This window comes from Staphylococcus sp. HMSC059F04, from assembly GCF_001812565.1.
Lineage (GTDB): Bacteria > Bacillota > Bacilli > Staphylococcales > Staphylococcaceae > Staphylococcus > Staphylococcus lugdunensis.
This window is the reverse complement of record NZ_KV809464.1, coordinates 17339-36137: the sequence shown is the minus strand read 5'-3', so window position 1 is coordinate 36137 and position 18799 is coordinate 17339. Positions and strand designations below refer to the sequence as shown.

The following is an 18799-nucleotide window of genomic DNA, read 5'->3' as shown; positions in this document are numbered from 1 at the left end:
TTTTTATATATCGTATATACATTTTCCATTTATTCTTAGCAACTCCATACACCTTTTTTGTTTATATCATACTACACATTCAACTTTGCAACAGAACCATCGACACCATGATCATTTGTGCAATAAAATAATTCTAAATTCAAGATAATTCACTCCAACATAAAAAAAGAGGGAGCGGAACAGCATTCATTATGAATTCGTCGTCCCGTCCCGGCAAAGTGACTAGGATTGAATAAAGCTTGGTATAAGCGTATTTTCAATCCAGTCAACGACTGCCAATATTTAGTTCATAGCTTAAAACATAATTATGTCCTAGGCTCTTTCCGTTCGGACTTACCAGCCTGATTGGGATTAGAGCCTTTTTTATTATTTAAAAAAACATATAAAATTAAACCTACTAGGCCAGCGACTAGCATGCCACATATTCTTGGTATCCATATGCTTTGCATAATATTGTCTAAAATGCTTGTTGTCAAAGAACCTAAAACTGCACTAAGCATAAATAATATAAACTAATTAAACGTATTCATTTAAATGTCCCCTTAACCGTATTATTTTAATAAGTTTTTCTTAAACACTTTGTCAATATCCATATTTTCACCTACGAGTGATTACAAGCTATAGATCCTCCAGCATAAAGTGTCCTAATACCTCATTCAATGGGACCACTAACACCTAGAGCTATCATCGCTCTTATTGTAGCAACAGTATACGCAAAATTTCCATTTATTACTGCTGGATGTGGCACCTAAAATACTCCCTATAACTGTAATTAGTCTTGAAGCATTTAACATTAAAATACCTTAAAAATATTAATAAATTTCAGTTTTAACATACCAAAATTATGAAATTGTTACAAAGTTGAAATAAATTAAAATCGTAAAAAATTGGCATAATTTTAATAAGTATAGTAATTTGAAAGTGATTATAATCAATAAATTTGGAGTTGATATTTTTCTCTGACACTTTTGCAAAATAAAATTATAGAAAAAGGAGGAGGAATCGCTCGTGTCTTCTAATTTTGTTATTGTAATAATTACAATACTAATGATTGTGTGTATTGATGCGATTTTTTACTATGTATCTAAAATAAAACATGCACCTAAAAAAATATTAATAACCATGGTCGCTTTTTTTGTCTCGATATTCTTAGTTTTCTTATTTATAATAGCGATACTTGAAATTGGAGCGATGGTTGATACCGGTCAATTATTTGTATAAGAAAAGGAGAGATAGCAATGAAAAAACGTATATTTTTATGTTTAATCTTTTTGCTCCCCATTGATTTCATCACTATTGCACTAGACTACCATTTCCAAGTAGGGTTGCTTTATGTTTACATACCTGCACTCATATTACCTGTTATTCTTACTTTCTGTTTTAAATGGGAAAAAGACTTTTGGCTCATATTATCAATGAAAGTATGCAGATTTATTATTTCATGGGGACTTGCTAAAATATTTATCGATTTCTTGAAGTCTGCAGATTATTATAAAATATTTGATGGTGCAGGTGCGATAATTAGCCTAGTAATTGGAGAAGAAATAATTTTTATTATCGCAATAACAGTGTTTTTGTTAAGTAAGGAAATTAAAAAGCTATTTATCACACAATAAATTTTTAATAAGAACTCAAAAACGCATCGTTTTATACTTATTAAGCCTCACATAAACAGCATATAAAGTTGAAATCCGATTTAAGAAGATAAACAAAAGGAAATCGGCATTCCATAAATCCGATTTCCTTAAGCGTATTTTCAATGGTCATTGTTGTATATTTTTTAATTTATTGACCAGCATTTCTCTATACCGATTATTTATAGCATCTTTTCTTTAATGTAATCATAGTTACCTTCAAATTTTTCTAATGTTTTATTTTTTAATAAGTAAGTTGTATTAAATAACTTATTAAGGAAATATCTATCATGTGAAACTGTAATGATGGTTCCATTGAAGTCTAATAAAGCATCTTCTATGATTTCTTTGGCGTCTATATCCAAATGGTTTGTTGGTTCGTCTAAAACAAGTAAATTATAATCTGTGTTTACGAGTTGTGCCCATCTTAATCTTATTTTTTCTCCTCCGCTTAACTCATTAACTTTTTTAAATACATCTTTACCATAAAACATAAAATGAGCTAAAATATGTCTCGCTTGGTCTTCTGATACATTGACTTTTTTACGAAATGTGTGTAACAAAGTATCATTGCCATCCCTTTCAAATTCATGCTGTGAAAGATAACCAATTTTTAAATTACTTGCCGTTTTAATTGAACCTTTATCTATTGAAGTCAGCCCTAAAATTATTTTTAATAATGTTGTTTTTCCAGTACCATTATCTCCTATAATAGCAACATGTTCGCCTCTTCTGATTAACATATTTACGTTTCTAAATAATACATCATCATATGCTTTAGTAACATTTTCCATTTCAATCACTCTATTCGAAACGTTCATGCCTTCTTCTAGTGTTATATGCATCTTTTTTGAATCTAAAAGCGGTTTTTCTAAGCGTTGAATGCGATTTAAAGCTTTTTCCATACTTTTAGCTCGGCGAAACATTGCAGCATTAGGTGGCTTCGCTTGACTAGCCCATGTTCTTAATTGTTTGATTGATTCTTTCATTTTCTTTATTTTCTTTTGTTGCGTTTTATAGGCTTCGAATTCAATCAACAATCTTTTGTCTCTTTCTTCAACAAAATATGAATAATTTCCATTATAAAAATGAAGCTTTTTTTGATCTATTTCTATAATTTGATTAACTGTTTCATCTAAAAAGTAACGATCATGTGACACGATCACCGTAGCACTATCATTATTTTTTATATAGCTAGCCAACCATTCTATAGATTTAACATCGAGGTGATTTGTTGGCTCATCTAAAAGAAGCAAATCCGTAGGCTTAATTAACATCTGTGCTATACCTACTTTAGTACGTTCTCCCCCTGATAAATCTCCCCACTTTGCTTTAAGTAAATGCGCGATATTTAAACCGTGAGTAACTTTACGTATTTTAGCATCTATCTCATACCCGCCATTTTCTTCATAATATGTCTGCAATTCACCATAGCGCGCCACTAATGAATTTATATTTTCTCTTTCTTCAATCATTTTAGTTTCAATTGTTTCCAACTGTTTTGATATCGTATCTAATTCTTTAAATACAGATTTTATACATTGATAAACACTTTCACTTTTTTCATAGTCAGGTATTTGATTTAAGTAACCTATCTTAATATCCTTCTTCCAACTAATTACACCAGTCGAAGGTCTTTCCATGCCAGAAAGTAGTTTTAATAAAGTGGTCTTCCCTTCACCATTACGACCTACTAATCCTACAGTATCACCAGAATTAAGTGTTATTTTAATATGATCGAATAATATATCTTCCGTATATTTTTTAGAAATATTCGATGCATTTAGTATATTCATTTTTCTTCCTCCAATTTATCTATAAGGAAGAAATATATTGTGTCAGTTCCTTATAGATTGATCATTAACTTCAAAATAGACAGACTCCGCCAATTTTGTAATTAAGATCGAAAATTTGTTGCGTATGATTTGTAAATATCTGCAACAATAAGCTATAAGAAACATTTAGACACCTCCTCAAATGTAATTTATAAACATTTTACAATAAAAAAGGATTCACTTAAAGCGTATGCAGAGCATGATTATTAATATGCTTATTTCGAAGATTTCTTTTCAATATTTTTTAAGGAAAATATCATTAATTAAATATTAATCAACTTTATTACCTTAGTTCATCAATTGATATATCCAATCTGCGACATAAGTTTCTGTAAATGCAGCAAGTATAATTAATGGTAAGGTGAAAATAAAATATATTTTAATAACTTTAAATAGACTCTTTTTAAAAGGATAATTGTCTTTCTTCTTTTTTCTAAACAGATTGGTTACTTTTCTTACAATGGCTTTGTTTAACATATATAAGCCACTTGCAAGAATACAATATGCCATGATTTCAAGCGTATAGTGTGGTATGTATGCAATGATTGCGGTAAATGCTTTGTGTAAATCAAAATTAAGAAAAATTCCAAACATGATTCCTGGTATAATAACTGAGATAACAATGTTTAACATATAAAGAAATGGTATCGGTATAAGTGCTAATATAAACATTTGAACTGGCACGAAACAACCATTATTTACTATAAAATGCCAAACTTTATTTAGCCCTTGGGGGTTACTACTTATATTCGTAGATGAATTCCCTAAATGTTTGACATCATTAATTGCAGGATGACAGAAATACGTAATGACTGTCGTTATCATCAATATAATTGTAGCTAAAGCGAATACTTTCAGTGCATGTTTATATACATTTTTATCTATTGATTTTATCAAAATATCTCCTCCCATATTTATCATATTATCAAACACTCTAAAATTTTAAACTATTTAAAAACCAAAACAAAGTAAAATATTGTAACGTTGATTAATGTCATTATCCTGCTTTTTTAATTGCATGTGTTAAGCAAATTAAGTTTATCGATTATTGAACGAAATTAATCAACAACATATAACTTATTTTATAAAAGCCCTTATTTTCAAAGCATTACAACAAGCCAAGTAAGTTGGAGTGGGTCCCCAACAAAAAGGCTTTCAAAAAGAAAGGCAACGGACAAAGCAAGTTGGGGTGGGGGCCCAACAAAGAGAATTTCGATAAGAAATTCACCAAACAAAGCAAGTTGGGGTGGGGCCCCAACAAAAAGGCTTTCCAAAAAAAAGCTAACGGACAACGCAAGTTGGGGTTGCTAAGACAGTATCATAGACACACGAAACCATATCATACGAAGTACTATAAACAAAAAAGCCAGTAAATGCATTTACAAAAACGCATCTACTGGTTCATTTTTCTAGGATTAATATCCCAGCCTGTGCTCATTTGATTTAAGCCTTTACTTTAATATGACTCATTTTACCGGAAGTTTCTGAATTACTATAGAGTAGTTGATCAAATGATAAAATAATAGCTAACATGATAATTAATACATTAGAATTGAGACGGGGCTCCCCCATTGAACCAAAAATTTTGAAGCTTAAGAATACGAAACTCACAACTGCAATAACATATAAAATAATACTTATCACCATTGTGAATATCTCTGGAAAGATATAAGCACGTTTCTCAGTTTCTATTTGTTCAATGTTTAATCTTTTTCTTTTTCGCTTATCTATTAGCCATTTTATAATAAATATTAAAACCATCAATGCAATGATAATAAGCGGAGGATAATGTTTTAGAAAAAAATTGTCGACCACATTGGCTCTATAGTAAATAAACAATATCACGATGCCAATTAATGTTATCATCATATTTTTGACTTTGCTTTCCACCGATTGTTGTACTGTTGTTAAACTAAAGTATGCGTCGTCACTGATTTCCATTAAACGATGCGGGAGAAGGTAATTCAATAATGGAAAAATGTAAGTTAATTTATTTCGATTAAGATCAATGACATAGTGCTTTTCTCCATCATGAATAATTTTATATTTGCTATTATTTTTAATTGAATCGATGGTTACATGCTTCATAACGAATCATTCCCTTTCCATTGAATTACGTTTGTATCATCAGTCTTGCAAGTATTTTAAACTTTTCAATTCATAGTCATTTCATATTATATAATAATTTCCCTAATATTTATCATATAAATTGATTTTTTTGTAAAATTTTAAGCTTTTCATGCATAGCTCACATTAAAAAAACCAAATGAACACCGTCTTATGTATACATAGACGATTGTCATTTGGCTTCTCCGTATTTATTCTGGTCGAACGTTGCGCTTCATTTTCACGTATTGAGAAATACTGTATAATGCAATGCCAATCCAGATAAAGATAAATGTAATAAATTGATGAATATCAAATGGTTCTTTGAAGACAAAGATGCCCAGTAAGAAAATAATAGTTGGGCTAACATACTGAATAAATCCTGTTAACGATAATGGTATGCGACGCGCACCTGCTGAGAACAAGATTAATGGCACTGCTGTTACCGCACCTGAGAATAGCAACCAGAATGATGCCATATTGATACCTACTGAAGTATGGTGTATTTGCCATAAGTAAATGATATAAATGAGTCCTGCTGGTGCTGTCACAATACATTCAATGGCAATACCTGTCATAGCATCTACACGAACTAATTTTTTCAATAAGCCGTAAATGCCAAATGAGAAAGCCAACATGAGTGAAATCATTGGAAATTCCCCTACTCGAATGGTCATATAAAGCACACCAATTGCGGCAAATACAATGGCTAATGACTCAAATTTATTAAACCTTTCTTTTAGAAAAATAAATGCCAATAAAATACTTACGAGTGGGTTGATATAATAACCTAAACTGGTTTGTAGCACATGTCCATTTGACACAGCCCAAATAAATGTCCCCCAATTAAGCGTAATAACATAACCAGCGACAATAATGGCAATAAGCTGTATCGGTGTCGCAAATAAGTGTGTTAAATCACGTTTAAATGCCGTACTTTGTTTGAGTATGTAAATCATGATAATCATAAAGATCATTGATAAGATAATTCGATACGCTAGAATTTCAAAAGCGCTGATATTGCCAATGAGCCTCCAATAAATAGGTAAAATTCCCCATAATAAATGCGCACCTAACGCAAACAGTACGCCTTTTTTAAATTCAATATTGGAATTCATAACTAAACCTCCTAACACAATTCCCCTGGAAATAAGTCTCAATAATATTATGTTATCAATAGTTATGACATTTTAGTATACTTCCTGCTCAAAAAATTAAAATTTGTCATACTATGTAACTATGATTAAGTCATGTCATCTTTATACTGACATTAAAATCGCATGGTCAATCAATGACATATAAATATTCAATATTTTAGCAAGACACTAGATAGAACAAGCCCTGGGGCCCCAACAAAGAGGCTTTCCAAAAGAAAGCCAACGGACAACGCAAGTTGGGGTGGCCCCAAACAAAGAGAATTTCGATAAGAAATTCCACAAGCACAGAAAAATTGGCTAAACCCGTTTTTTCTAGCAACGCAAACCAGCCCTTAAGCAAGCGAACCAATCATCATAAGTATTGAATTATAAAGAAAGCACAAAGACGATTTTTAATGTCAAATCATCTTTGTGCTATTATTTTGATATTTATGTTCCAGCCTATAATAAATCATGTATCCTAATGATAAATTTTATTGCCGGCTGCTTGGAATTCTTTCGCTTTTTCTTTCATACCTGCTAGCTGTTCTTTGTATGAATCACGAATATCATGTGATAATTTCATTGAACAGAATTTAGGACCACACATACTACAGAAGTGTGCAATTTTCGCAGATTCTGATGGCAACGTTTCATCATGGAATTCTCTTGCGCGATCTGGATCTAATGACAAATTGAATTGGTCTATCCAACGAAATTCGAATCGCGCTTTACTAATTGCATCATCACGCACAGTAGCACCTGGTAACCCTTTTGCTAAATCTGCGGCATGGGCTGCTATTTTATAAGTAACTACGCCGTCTCTCACATCATCTTTATTTGGTAAGCCAAGATGCTCTTTCGGTGTAACGTAACATAACATTGCTGTGCCATGACTTGCGATTTGAGCCGCACCAATTGCCGACGTAATATGGTCATACGCTGGCGCGATATCTGTAACTAATGGTCCTAATGTGTAGAACGGTGCTTCCTTACAATAGAAATCTGCTAAATCTTGGTTCTCTTTAATCTTATGCATTGGAATATGTCCGGGACCTTCAATCATAACTTGAACATCATGTTTCCATGCAATTTCAGTTAGCTCTCCTAATGTTTTTAACTCTGAAATTTGACTTTCATCATTGGCATCATAAATGGAACCTGGGCGCAAACCATCTCCGAGTGAAATTGCCACATCATATTGATTTAAAATTTTACAAATATCTTCAAAATGCGTGTATAAGAAGCTTTCTTCGTGATGTGCCAGACACCATTGTGCAATAATTGAACCGCCGCGTGAGACAATGCCGGTTAAGCGATCGACAGTTAACGGAATATAGTGTAATAGCAAGCCAGCATGAATGGTAAAGTAATCAACACCTTGCTCCGCTTGTTCAATAAGTGTATCGCGATATACTTCCCAAGTTAAATCTTCCGCCACGCCATTCACTTTTTCTAGAGCTTGATAAATGGGTACAGTCCCAACCGGAACTGGTGAATTACGAATCAAATATTCCCGTGTTGAGTGTATATTTTTACCGGTTGATAAATCCATCATCGTATCTGTACCCCAATGAATTGCCCAAACGAGCTTTTCAATTTCTGCTTCTATCGATGATGACACGACTGAATTACCGATATTGGCATTGACTTTAACGGCAAAGTTTTTCCCGATAATCATCGGTTCTGATTCTGGATGATTAACATTATTAGGAATAATGGCACGTCCTCTAGCGATTTCATCTCTGACAAATTCGGGTTCTACCTGTTCCCGAACCGCAACAAATTTCATTTCTTTCGTGATGATGCCTTGTTTCGCATAATGCATTTGTGTCACATTTCCACCTTGTTTGGCACGCTTCGGTTGATATTGAAAAGGATGTGCCACATAATTTTTATGGCCTTCCTTTTTAAAACCGTTATCGATAGATTGTATTTTTCGTCCTTTATAGCTTTCAACATCTTGTCGTGCATCAATCCATGACTTTCTAAGCTGAGGAATACCGCTGTCAATGTTCACATCATAGTTATCGTCATGATAAGGTCCAGCAGTGTCATAGACGGTAATAGGATCGTTGTGAAATGCATCGTTCTCTAATTGCGTATCCGATAATTCAATTTGACGAAATGGCACTGCAATATCGTCATCACTTCCCTTTTTAAAAATACGTTTGCTTGCCGGAAAATTCTTTTTAAAACGAATCATTTCTTGTTTCATATAAACAGCCTCCTAGATGCTAGACGTGTTTAATATTACTTTGAGAGAAATCCACACAAAAAAGCATTCAGCCTAATACTGAATGCATAAGAAAATAAGCGAATTTATACAAAAAACATATATGTATCAGATAATAGCCAATATCTTTAAAATATTGGTATTTTAACTTGAGTTAACGATATGCCCTATATCTATAACTAACTCTCGTGTTTACTGTACAATCTGTTCTGGCAAAAAGTACGCAACAGACTACGAGTGAAACACAATGCTTAAATAAACTGATAAACATGATAATGTTCTAATTCTTTAGTATAAATGGCTCACTTGCTTCCCTACGCTAGTATTATCTAGATCAGGTTAAAAGGGTTGGAGAAATTCTCCTTTCAGCAAATCAAAGCACCCCTAGCAGATGATATTATGTTGCAGGTATAATTATACCAAACGTGTCATTTTCCTTCAAACCGCTATAAAATAGCACATTTATCTTAGATTATTAAGTTGATAGTGATTCTATGGTCATCAATGTCGTCGTATCCCTCAATCTGTCAATGTGATAATTTTATTATCTATTGTTTGAAAGCATTCGTATCATTGCCTTGATAACTATTTAGATAGACAATTTGTAATCATCAGAAATCAATTCATTCTAAATAAAAAGAAGCCCCACTTCTACTTTGCTAAGCGGGGGTTCTTTTTCAAAATGAAACATCTCTTGCACCTACAGCAACTTATGTTGTTTCAATAATTGCTCTATATATGTGCCTTTTATTTTTTTCAAGAAAGCATTAAGGGCAACTTGTTTTAGTTTCTTTTGCTCGACCAGTTCAACCAAGCCTTTACCATCATTGAGTTCGTACATCGCGTCCATTAAGACACGCAAATCAAATTCTGTCGCAACAACTTCTGGGACACCTCGATCTATGTTCAACAATTGATATACGGCTTCCATGGCAGTTCTTACTGAATATTCTGTAGTAAAGACCGTATCTCTCTCTGTTTCTGCAAAATTACCAATAAATGCTAAATTGCGTGATTGATGTGTCACAACAAGTGGTCTATCACCTATGGCTCTTGGCATAAAATATGAGCAAATATAAGGCATATAAACTGGTATGCTATTACATTGGTTTTGAGCAAGATCCTTAATTTGATTGGTAGGCACACCCATATGATATAACCATTCCTGGCAAATTTCGTTACCACTACATTCCACAATCGGCTTGTTGATATAATCCCCTTTGACATTAGAATAGAGTGCATAAATCCATACACTCACCTCATCTTTAGGTTGTGCTTTAAATTGTTGTTGGCGATTAACAGTAAAACTCATTTGCCATGCCGAATCATTAACCGTAATAATACCTCCAGTTACCGTCTTGCCGGCAAGGGGATCTCTCTTGCATATGCTTTCGATAGTATCAATGATTCTCTTATTATTTGTCGTTGCAGTTGCTGACACAAACCAACTTTTTTCAGGTAAATCTTGATAGAACTTTTCAGGGTGACCAAACTCAGGGCTTTGTTTAGCAAGATTACGCCATAAGTTCCAACTGCCTCCTGTGACTTTCGTAGGAGGTGCTGGGGTTTCATTATCTCCATAAGTTGAGCTTTCAGTAATACTACCATTTGTCACAAAGACGAGGTCATTCGGCGTCAATAGCATTGTCTCCTCTTTGCCTTGACGTTTAAGTTTCATTTCGCGAGCAACCTTCTCTGTCGTTGTAACATCTACTTTAATATCAAGTACTTGAACATCATATTCAAACTGTACACCATGGGATTCTAGATAGGCAATCATAGGCAGTACTAGTGATTCATATTGATTATATTTTGTAAACTTAAGGGCACTGAAATCTGCTAATCCACCAATATGATGCACAAAACGCATTAAATAGCGGCGCATTTCCATCGCAGAATGCCATGGTTCAAAGGCGAACATCGTCTTCCAATAAATCCAAAAGTTCGAATTCATAAAATCTTTTGAAAAGACCTCAGAAATCATCACATCATTTAAATCTTCTTCTGTCATCAAGCATAAATCTATCATTTCTTTGATTGCTTGTTTCGTTAAAGTGAAGTCACCATCCGTTGGTAACTGATGACCTCTTTTTTCAATCACACGGCATCTTGAGTAATTGGGATCTTCTTTATTTAACCAATAAAACTCATCTAATACAGAAGCCCCCTCTACTTCAAGTGATGGAATAGATCTAAATAAATCCCATAGACATTCGAAATGATTCTCCATTTCTCTTCCGCCACGTACGACATAGCCTTTCATAGGAAGTTCATCTCCATCTAAACTTCCACCAGGTTTAGCTAATTCTTCTAGCACATGGATTTTTGCCCCATCCATTTGCCCGTCTCTAACTAAGAAACATGCAGCTGCTAAAGATGCTAATCCTGATCCAATTAAATAAGCTGACTTTTGTTCTACGTTTTCAGGTTTTTTTGGTCGCGCAAACGCTTCATAATTTCCATTACTATAGTACATTGATATCACTTCCAAAATTTGTCATATTTTTTAATTTTAAAGATGAAAAGTAGTAAACTATAAGTAATTATTCAGAAAATAAATCTACCCTTCTCTTATATTATAAATAGATGAAGGTCTATTATTGTGAGGCATTTATATGTGTCTGTAACTTAAGCGACATTTACGAAAAATTGTCCTATATCGTATTGGGAGTGAATATAATGAATAAACAAGATTTACGTGTGCAAAAAACACATCAAGCACTCATGACAGCTTTTCATCAACTGCTAAAAACAAAGACTTTTGAACAAATCACGATTCAGGATTTATGTCATAAAGCAAATATTAGACGGTCAACCTTTTATCGCCACTTTAATGATAAATACCATTTACTTAATCATGTCGTCGGGATTTTGATTGACCATTTCAGAGAACTGTACTTACCTGAAATTAATCCAGATAACCCAAGACAATTTTTTGAAAAGCTAATGACTGATATTTTAACATTTATTCATCATCATAAAAATACGGTTCGTAGCGTTATTACTTTAAATTTTTACGGAGAAGTTTATAACATTTTTTATGATCAAATCTACGCAGCAGTAAAGAAGCAAATCGATTTTGATAAACAAAATGGTCAATTTTATGTAGACGTCACGATTTATAGTGAGTTTTTAACAGGTGGTATTTTAAGTGTTATTACAAATTGGATTCAACATGGTCAACAACAACCTATCGATAAAGTAGTAAATGAAATTGTAACAATTATTTGTGGTGCTAGAGAAATCCATTTGAAGAAATTGAAATAACGTGAATCCCCAATAGAGACAGACTCAGTAGAATTTGTCTTTATTGGGGATACATTATAACCATTTCATTATGAATAACATATTTTATTTTTAAAGGTTAATTTATGAATCATTTTCATTATTTGTCGGCTTCCATAGTCGGTTAATTCATTTCTGGTATAAGCGTGCGTTTTTTGAACATTCACTTTACGCTTCTTGCATGTTTTTGCATCACTTAATTTTCATTTGACATTTTTCCCGCAAACAACACGAGCCACGTGGCAAAAATAAATGGTGCCGTTAATATAGGTAATCCAACTGGCGTAAGCAACGTTGCTAGTGCACCATGCATCACTATCGTTAACAGCAATCCTGTGATAACTGCAATATACTTATTCAATTTAGTCATGAATGTTGCACCTAAAGCAATCCCTGTAAGGACAGCATTATAACCATATAAGCCATTTGCGATGGTTGGATAATCTCCACCTAATAATGCAATACATGCAACTGCAAATATACTTGAAATTAGCGCATATACTCCACCCTTAATTGAACCTAAAAAGATACCAATCAATATCAATACACTACCACCAATAGATGTCACTAAGAAAATTTCACTAAAATTCGTCGTTATGCCACTTAACCAACTTATATGATGGTGGCTAATCACTGGATATTTAACATGTAGTGGTAAAATATCAACAGTAACACTTAATGTTGAAAACTGAGTCGTCATTGCTAGGATTAACCAAGTCATTAAGACAAATGGAAAGGTTAACATAGGAACGCCATAAGACTTTAAAAATTCACGTGTAGCAGCACCTACTGGCAACGTTAAAATAACACTAATAACTAAAACAATCCAAGCGATAGTGGTTGATTGTAAGAATAACGCCAGTCCAATCGCTGTTAGTACTGAGTTATAACCTGCTAATCCATTGTGAATTTCCTCGGCACTATAATTAAAATATGGTGCCAACAAAACTGACAATGCACTGCCTAATGCTGCAGCTAAACCCAATTCCCAATCCGCCACAAATAATCCAATCAAAATAAATAATCCAGTCCATTTACTATTAATCAAGACAACTTGAGCAATGTTCTTCAAAAACACATCTATTTTTTCCACAAACTCACCTTACTTATAAATTTTTGAGATAATACAAATTTTAGCATTTTAATGCTGCGAAAAAAATATTTTTGTATTAGTTATAATTTTATAACAGCAATTTGATGTATAAAAATTTATTAAAAATAGTAAAATACTTGTTAAACTCCTTTAGTAGTTCTAATATGGTTTATGCACTTAAATTTAAATTTAGAAAGAAGGAATTGATTTGCACTTTACACAGCGTGAGCAAGATAAATTAATGATAGTTGTTGCCGCAGAAGTAGCAAGACGCCGTAAAGCACGAGGCTTGAAGCTTAATCACCCTGAAGCACTTGCCCTGATTAGTGATGAATTATTAGAAGGTGCTCGGGATGGCAAAACAGTAGCTGAGCTTATGAGTTATGGTAAAACAATTCTAAATGAAGAGGATGTTATGGATGGCGTAGCAAGTATGATAACTGAGCTTGAAATAGAAGCGACGTTCCCAGACGGCACGAAACTTATCACTGTCCATCACCCTATTGTATAAGGAGGCAAATTTATGATTCCTGGAGAAATTAAAGTTAAAAACACTGATATAGAAATTAATCAAGGTCATCCAGAAACTGTTCTTACAGTTAAAAATACTGGTGATCGTCCTATCCAAGTTGGCTCTCATTTTCACTTTTATGAAGCAAATAAAGCTTTAAAATTTGAACGTGAAAAAGCTTATGGCAAACATTTAGACATTCCAGCAGGTGCAGCCATTCGGTTTGAACCAGGTGACGAAAAAAAAGTACAACTTGTTGAATATGCTGGTCATCGTAATATCTATGGTTTCAGAGGTATGGTCAATGGCAAAATTGATGAAACACGCGTCTATCGCCCTACTGGTGAGCATGATGGCTATGCTGGTGTCTTCAATGACCAAGGTGAAGAAAACCTTAATAAAAAAGGAGGACAAGATTAATGAGCTTTAAAATGACGCAATCTCAATATACAAGCTTGTACGGACCAACTGTAGGTGACTCAGTACGACTTGGTGATACTAATTTATTTGCACAAGTTGAAAAAGATTATGCCAATTATGGTGATGAAGCGACATTTGGTGGCGGTAAATCTATCCGTGATGGCATGGCACAAAACCCAAACGTCACTCGAGATGATCGCAAAGTGGCTGATTTAGTGCTAACGAACGCCCTTATCATTGATTACGATAAAGTTGTAAAAGCAGATATTGGCGTTAAAAATGGCTATATTATGGGTATTGGTAAAGCCGGTAACCCTGATATTATGGACAATGTAGACATTATTATTGGTGCAACCACAGATATCATCGCTGCTGAAGGTAAAATCGTAACTGCAGGTGGCATTGATACACACGTGCACTTTATTAATCCTGAGCAAGCTGAAGTAGCACTTGAAAGTGGTATTACAACACACATTGGTGGTGGCACAGGTGCTTCTGAAGGAACAAAAGCAACAACAGTGACACCAGGTCCTTGGCATATCCATCGCATGTTAGAAGTAGCTGAAGCGCTACCAATTAATGTCGGGTTCACTGGTAAAGGTCAAGCAGTCAATCATACAGCTTTAATTGAACAAATACATGCTGGTGCCATTGGCCTCAAAGTACATGAAGACTGGGGAGCAACACCTTCAGCATTGCGTCACGCATTAGATGTTGCAGATGAATTTGATGTACAAATTGCTTTACATGCTGACACCTTAAATGAAGCTGGCTTCATGTAAGATACAATGGCAGCCGTAAAAGATCGTGTACTTCATATGTACCATACTGAAGGCGCTGGTGGTGGACATGCACCCGACTTAATCAAATCCGCATCATATCCAAACATTTTACCGTCCTCTACGAATCCTACATTACCATATACACAAAATACAGTTGATGAACATTTAGACATGGTCATGATTACACACCATTTAAACGCTTCAATTCCAGAAGACATTGCATTTGCTGATTCCCGTATTAGAAAAGAAACCATTGCTGCCGAAGATGTCCTTCAAGACATGGGTGTCTTCAGTATGATTAGCTCTGATTCTCAAGCGATGGGACGTGTGGGCGAAGTGATTATACGAACTTGGCAAGTCGCACATCGTATGAAAGAACAACGCGGTGTTTTAGAAGGCGATACAGAATATAACGACAATCATCGTATTAAACGTTATATCGCAAAATACACAATTAACCCTGCCATTACACATGGTATTTCTGATTATGTGGGTTCAATCGAAAGTGGAAAATTAGCTGATTTAGTCATGTGGGATCCTATCTTCTTTGGCGTTAAACCTGAGCTTGTAGTTAAAGGTGGTTTAATCAATTCTGCTGTCAACGGTGATGCCAATGGTTCTATACCAACATCAGAACCTCAAAAATATCGTAAAATGTATGGTCAATATGGTACAAACATACAACATACAGCCATTACATTTGTTTCTACCACAGCTTATGAAAATGGTATTTATAATCTGCTTAACTTGAAACGTATGGTACGTCCAGTACATGGTATACGTAACTTATCCAAAAAAGATATGAAGCATAACCACGCAACACCAAAATTAGACGTAGATCCACAAACATACGAAGTATTTGTTGACGGTGAAAAAATTACAAGTGAAGCTGCGACAGAATTACCACTAACTCAAAGATACTTCTTATTCTAGGAGGATATGTTAATGATTATTGAAGAAATACAAGGCAATATTGCTAATCTTACTGCTGAAGAAAAAAGTAAACATATTGAAAAAGTGTACCTTGAAAATTCAGATTTAGTTAAACGTATTCAACGCGTGACAACAGATCATGGCACTGAACTTGGTATTCGTTTAAGACAGCCTATCGATCTACAATATGGTGATATTTTATATCAAGATGAGACGAATATGATTGTCGTAGATGTTAACTCGGAAGACTTACTTGTTATTCAACCACGCACATTACAAGAAATGGGAGACATTGCGCATCAACTCGGTAATCGTCACCTACCAGCACAATTTACTGAAACTGAAATGCTTGTCCAATATGACTATTTAGTAGAAGACTTACTTAAAACATTAGGTATCCCCTATAGTCATGAAGATCGAAAAGTAAATAAAGCATTTAGACATATAGGACATTCGCATGATTGATCATTCACATTTAAGACTATTCCAGTTTTGTGATTCACAGTTTCCAACAGGTGCGTTCAGTCATTCATTTGGGCTTGAAACTTATATTCAACGCGATGCAGTTAAAGATGCTGCAACATTTAAAGCATGGTTACAATTATTCTTAGATGAGCAATTGACTTATTCAGATGGCTTAGCTATGCGCCTCGTTTATCAAGCTTTGGAAGATGGAGATACCGAGAAACTATTAAAAGTCGATCGTTTAATCTTTGTACAAAGTCTCCCTCGCGAAACACGCGTAGGCGCCAAACAAATGGGTACGCGCATGGCGAAATTAGCCAATGAGCTTTATGACAGTGAATGGATGGCATGGTATCTTAAGCAAATGGCTGAGAAGCAAGCTAAGTTGCATCCAGCTATCTGTTTCACCATATTAGGACATTATTTAGGTGTAAATATCGAAACAATTATTGATTATTATCTTTATCAAAATGTTTCCAGTTTGACTCAAAATGCAGTCCGTGCCATTCCACTTGGCCAAACAACGGGTCAACAAGTTGTGAAAGACTTGATTCCTTATATCGAACATACGCGACAACATATTTTCACATTAAATGAGGAAGATTTCGGTATTACAGCACCGGGTCTAGAGTTGAACCAAATGGAGCATGAAAATGTTAATGTGAGAATTTTTATTTCTTAGGAGGTTATAAGTTATGGCAAATCCAATTAAAATTGGTATTGGCGGTCCTGTTGGTGCAGGTAAAACACAATTAGTTGAAAAAATAGTGCGCCGCCTGTCTAAAGATTTAAGTATCGGGGTTATTACTAATGACATTTATACGAAAGAAGACCAAAAAATATTAGTGAATACTGGCGTATTAGCTGAAGATAGAATTATTGGTGTTGAAACAGGCGGTTGTCCACATACAGCCATCCGTGAAGATGCTTCAATGAACTTTGCAGCCATTGACGAGTTGTTAGAACGCAATGAGGATATCGAGCTAATCTTCATCGAATCTGGCGGCGATAATTTAGCAGCAACATTTAGTCCTGAACTCGTTGATTTTTCTATTTACATTATTGATGTGGCCCAAGGTGAAAAGATTCCACGTAAAGGTGGACAAGGTATGATTAAATCTGACTACTTTGTAATTAATAAAACAGATTTAGCTGAATTTGTTGGTGCGTCTTTAGATCAAATGGCCGAAGATACAAAAACATTTCGTGGTAATCGACCTTTTACCTTTACAAATCTTAAAACCGATGATGGTTTAGATGATGTGATTGAATGGATTGAACGTGATGTATTACTTAAAGGATTAGCTTGATGGCTGATAAAGCAAAGCAAGTCATCGAACCATCTTGGACAGGTCAGCTCGATTTAACTGTCTTTCATAATGGCAAGCGTTCGGTTGCACGCAATATCTTCTTTGAAAAGGCATTAAAAGTGATGCGCCCTATCTATTTAAATCAATCTAAAATTCCCACGTTCTATATTGTTAATGTGGGTGGCGGCTATCTAGATGGCGATCGCTATCGTATGAATATTAATATTGATAACGGGGCAGCAGTCACGCTTACATCACAAGGTGCCACGAAAATATATAAAACATTAAGCGATCGCGTTGAACAGTATCAAACGTTTAACATTGCGCAAGATGGCTACATGGAATACGTTGCAGATCCTATTATCGCTTATGAAAATGCGAAGTTTTTCCAACATAACGTATTTAACTTAAAAGATAATGCCTCTATGTTTTATACAGATATATTAACACCTGGTTATTCAACAACTGACAAGAACTTTACGTATCATTATATGCATTTAATTAATGCAATCTATATAGATGAAGCATTAGTCACTTATGATAATTTACTCATGGATCCAAACAAAACCAATATGAATTCAATTGGTTATATGGAGCACTATACACATATAGGGTCAGCCTATTGTATTCACCCGAATATAACACAAAAGCTTATCGATGAGGTTTATGCCCAGATTAAAGATTTTACACAAACGTATGATTGTCGACTTGGTATTACACAATTGCCAACACACGGTTTTACCGTTCGCGTGCTCTCAAACATGACTCAAGACATTGAGACAATTCTATATAACGTTCAAGCTTATATCGCAGATAAATTATATCATCGTAAGTTAGATTTCTTAAGAAAATATTAAACTCAAGAACAAGCACCTTATCGTTGATATTATTTCTAACAATAAGGTGCTTGATTTTATGAATGGCGATGATTCATAATTTTTAGCTTATGTTTGCGATATAAACTTTTTAACAATTTAAAATAAGCGTGAGTCTAGGACATCATTATATTTTAGACTCTGATATTGGCAGTAGCTGACTGGATTGAAAATACGC

General features: G+C 34.3%; 16 protein-coding genes, 1 pseudogene and 1 riboswitch. Of the genes and pseudogenes, 10 read left to right on the top strand and 7 right to left on the bottom strand.

Going from position 1 to position 18799, the window contains the following annotated elements:
- The first annotated feature begins 1008 nt into the window (after positions 1 to 1008).
- Both HMPREF2864_RS02825 and HMPREF2864_RS02820 read left to right on the top strand, forming a co-directional pair.
- Complete coding sequence (locus HMPREF2864_RS02825) at positions 1009 to 1221, top strand: hypothetical protein (protein ID WP_002478737.1); 213 nt, start codon at positions 1009 to 1011, stop codon at positions 1219 to 1221.
- 17 nt (positions 1222 to 1238) lie between these two features.
- Positions 1239 to 1616, top strand: a complete 378-nt coding sequence (locus HMPREF2864_RS02820) for a hypothetical protein (RefSeq protein WP_002492831.1) — start codon at positions 1239 to 1241, stop codon at positions 1614 to 1616.
- A gap of 200 nt (positions 1617 to 1816) precedes the next feature.
- Here HMPREF2864_RS02820 and abc-f read toward each other — a convergent pair whose 3' ends face one another.
- From abc-f to HMPREF2864_RS02785, 6 genes are all read right to left on the bottom strand, one after another.
- Positions 1817 to 3430 carry a ribosomal protection-like ABC-F family protein gene (gene abc-f, locus HMPREF2864_RS02815; protein WP_070572104.1) on the bottom strand — a complete coding sequence of 538 codons (1614 nt, stop codon included), beginning with the start codon at positions 3428 to 3430 and terminating at the stop codon, positions 1817 to 1819.
- 327 nt (positions 3431 to 3757) lie between these two features.
- Positions 3758 to 4390, bottom strand: a complete 633-nt coding sequence (locus HMPREF2864_RS02810; protein WP_083300130.1) for a stage II sporulation protein M — start codon at positions 4388 to 4390, stop codon at positions 3758 to 3760.
- 522 nt (positions 4391 to 4912) lie between these two features.
- A complete protein-coding gene (locus HMPREF2864_RS02800) occupies positions 4913 to 5557 on the bottom strand; it encodes a DUF443 domain-containing protein (RefSeq protein ID WP_070544975.1) in 645 nt (214 codons plus the stop codon).
- A gap of 230 nt (positions 5558 to 5787) precedes the next feature.
- On the bottom strand, positions 5788 to 6693 hold the full coding sequence (gene rarD / locus HMPREF2864_RS02795) for an EamA family transporter RarD (RefSeq protein ID WP_002478732.1): 906 nt from the start codon (positions 6691 to 6693) through the stop codon (positions 5788 to 5790).
- Between the two features lie 499 nt (positions 6694 to 7192).
- Positions 7193 to 8929 carry a phosphomethylpyrimidine synthase ThiC gene (gene thiC / locus HMPREF2864_RS02790; protein ID WP_002460231.1) on the bottom strand — a complete coding sequence of 579 codons (1737 nt, stop codon included), beginning with the start codon at positions 8927 to 8929 and terminating at the stop codon, positions 7193 to 7195.
- 312 nt (positions 8930 to 9241) lie between these two features.
- A riboswitch (TPP riboswitch) is annotated at positions 9242 to 9343 on the bottom strand.
- 304 nt (positions 9344 to 9647) lie between these two features.
- Complete coding sequence (locus HMPREF2864_RS02785) at positions 9648 to 11423, bottom strand: oleate hydratase (RefSeq protein WP_070572103.1); 1776 nt, start codon at positions 11421 to 11423, stop codon at positions 9648 to 9650.
- Positions 11424 to 11626: 203 nt separating this feature from the next.
- On the opposite strand from HMPREF2864_RS02785, the gene HMPREF2864_RS02780 reads away from it, so the two are divergent.
- Positions 11627 to 12214: a TetR/AcrR family transcriptional regulator gene (locus tag HMPREF2864_RS02780; protein ID WP_002460233.1), complete on the top strand. Its 588-nt coding sequence runs from the start codon at positions 11627 to 11629 to the stop codon at positions 12212 to 12214.
- Positions 12215 to 12428: 214 nt separating this feature from the next.
- Here HMPREF2864_RS02780 and yut read toward each other — a convergent pair whose 3' ends face one another.
- Positions 12429 to 13325, bottom strand: coding sequence for an urea transporter (yut, locus tag HMPREF2864_RS02775; protein WP_070544974.1), 897 nt, complete (start codon positions 13323 to 13325; stop codon positions 12429 to 12431).
- 208 nt (positions 13326 to 13533) lie between these two features.
- Here yut and HMPREF2864_RS02770 point away from each other — a divergent pair, with 208 nt between their 5' ends.
- From HMPREF2864_RS02770 to HMPREF2864_RS02740, 7 genes and pseudogenes are all read left to right on the top strand, one after another.
- Complete coding sequence (locus HMPREF2864_RS02770) at positions 13534 to 13836, top strand: urease subunit gamma (protein ID WP_002492818.1); 303 nt, start codon at positions 13534 to 13536, stop codon at positions 13834 to 13836.
- A gap of 12 nt (positions 13837 to 13848) precedes the next feature.
- Positions 13849 to 14256, top strand: coding sequence for an urease subunit beta (locus HMPREF2864_RS02765; protein ID WP_070544973.1), 408 nt, complete (start codon positions 13849 to 13851; stop codon positions 14254 to 14256).
- Positions 14256 to 15971 (top strand): annotated as a pseudogene (gene ureC / locus HMPREF2864_RS02760) (urease subunit alpha). Before HMPREF2864_RS02765 ends, ureC begins: the two are co-directional and overlap by 1 nt.
- 12 nt (positions 15972 to 15983) lie before the next feature.
- The gene (ureE, locus tag HMPREF2864_RS02755) at positions 15984 to 16436 is read left to right on the top strand and encodes an urease accessory protein UreE (RefSeq protein WP_002460241.1); all 453 of its coding nucleotides are present in this window, start codon (positions 15984 to 15986) and stop codon (positions 16434 to 16436) included.
- Positions 16429 to 17118, top strand: a complete 690-nt coding sequence (locus HMPREF2864_RS02750) for an urease accessory protein UreF (protein WP_062078021.1) — start codon at positions 16429 to 16431, stop codon at positions 17116 to 17118. The genes ureE and HMPREF2864_RS02750 overlap by 8 nt, the downstream gene beginning before the upstream one ends.
- A gap of 13 nt (positions 17119 to 17131) precedes the next feature.
- Complete coding sequence (gene ureG, locus HMPREF2864_RS02745; protein ID WP_002460243.1) at positions 17132 to 17746, top strand: urease accessory protein UreG; 615 nt, start codon at positions 17132 to 17134, stop codon at positions 17744 to 17746.
- Complete coding sequence (locus HMPREF2864_RS02740) at positions 17746 to 18603, top strand: urease accessory protein UreD (protein ID WP_070544972.1); 858 nt, start codon at positions 17746 to 17748, stop codon at positions 18601 to 18603. The genes ureG and HMPREF2864_RS02740 overlap by 1 nt, the downstream gene beginning before the upstream one ends.
- Positions 18604 to 18799 lie beyond the last annotated feature (196 nt).

Coding starts and splice junctions, on each gene's coding strand:
- HMPREF2864_RS02785 (WP_070572103.1), bottom strand. CDS start 11,423: ATGTACTATAGTAATGGAAATTATGAAGCGTTTGCGCGACCAAAAAAA.
- thiC (WP_002460231.1), bottom strand. CDS start 8,929: ATGAAACAAGAAATGATTCGTTTTAAAAAGAATTTTCCGGCAAGCAAA.
- abc-f (WP_070572104.1), bottom strand. CDS start 3,430: ATGAATATACTAAATGCATCGAATATTTCTAAAAAATATACGGAAGAT.
- HMPREF2864_RS02780 (WP_002460233.1), top strand. CDS start 11,627: ATGAATAAACAAGATTTACGTGTGCAAAAAACACATCAAGCACTCATG.
- ureE (WP_002460241.1), top strand. CDS start 15,984: ATGATTATTGAAGAAATACAAGGCAATATTGCTAATCTTACTGCTGAA.
- HMPREF2864_RS02765 (WP_070544973.1), top strand. CDS start 13,849: ATGATTCCTGGAGAAATTAAAGTTAAAAACACTGATATAGAAATTAAT.
- HMPREF2864_RS02820 (WP_002492831.1), top strand. CDS start 1,239: ATGAAAAAACGTATATTTTTATGTTTAATCTTTTTGCTCCCCATTGAT.
- rarD (WP_002478732.1), bottom strand. CDS start 6,693: ATGAATTCCAATATTGAATTTAAAAAAGGCGTACTGTTTGCGTTAGGT.
- HMPREF2864_RS02750 (WP_062078021.1), top strand. CDS start 16,429: ATGATTGATCATTCACATTTAAGACTATTCCAGTTTTGTGATTCACAG.
- HMPREF2864_RS02800 (WP_070544975.1), bottom strand. CDS start 5,557: ATGAAGCATGTAACCATCGATTCAATTAAAAATAATAGCAAATATAAA.
- ureG (WP_002460243.1), top strand. CDS start 17,132: ATGGCAAATCCAATTAAAATTGGTATTGGCGGTCCTGTTGGTGCAGGT.
- HMPREF2864_RS02740 (WP_070544972.1), top strand. CDS start 17,746: ATGGCTGATAAAGCAAAGCAAGTCATCGAACCATCTTGGACAGGTCAG.
- HMPREF2864_RS02810 (WP_083300130.1), bottom strand. CDS start 4,390: ATGATAAATATGGGAGGAGATATTTTGATAAAATCAATAGATAAAAAT.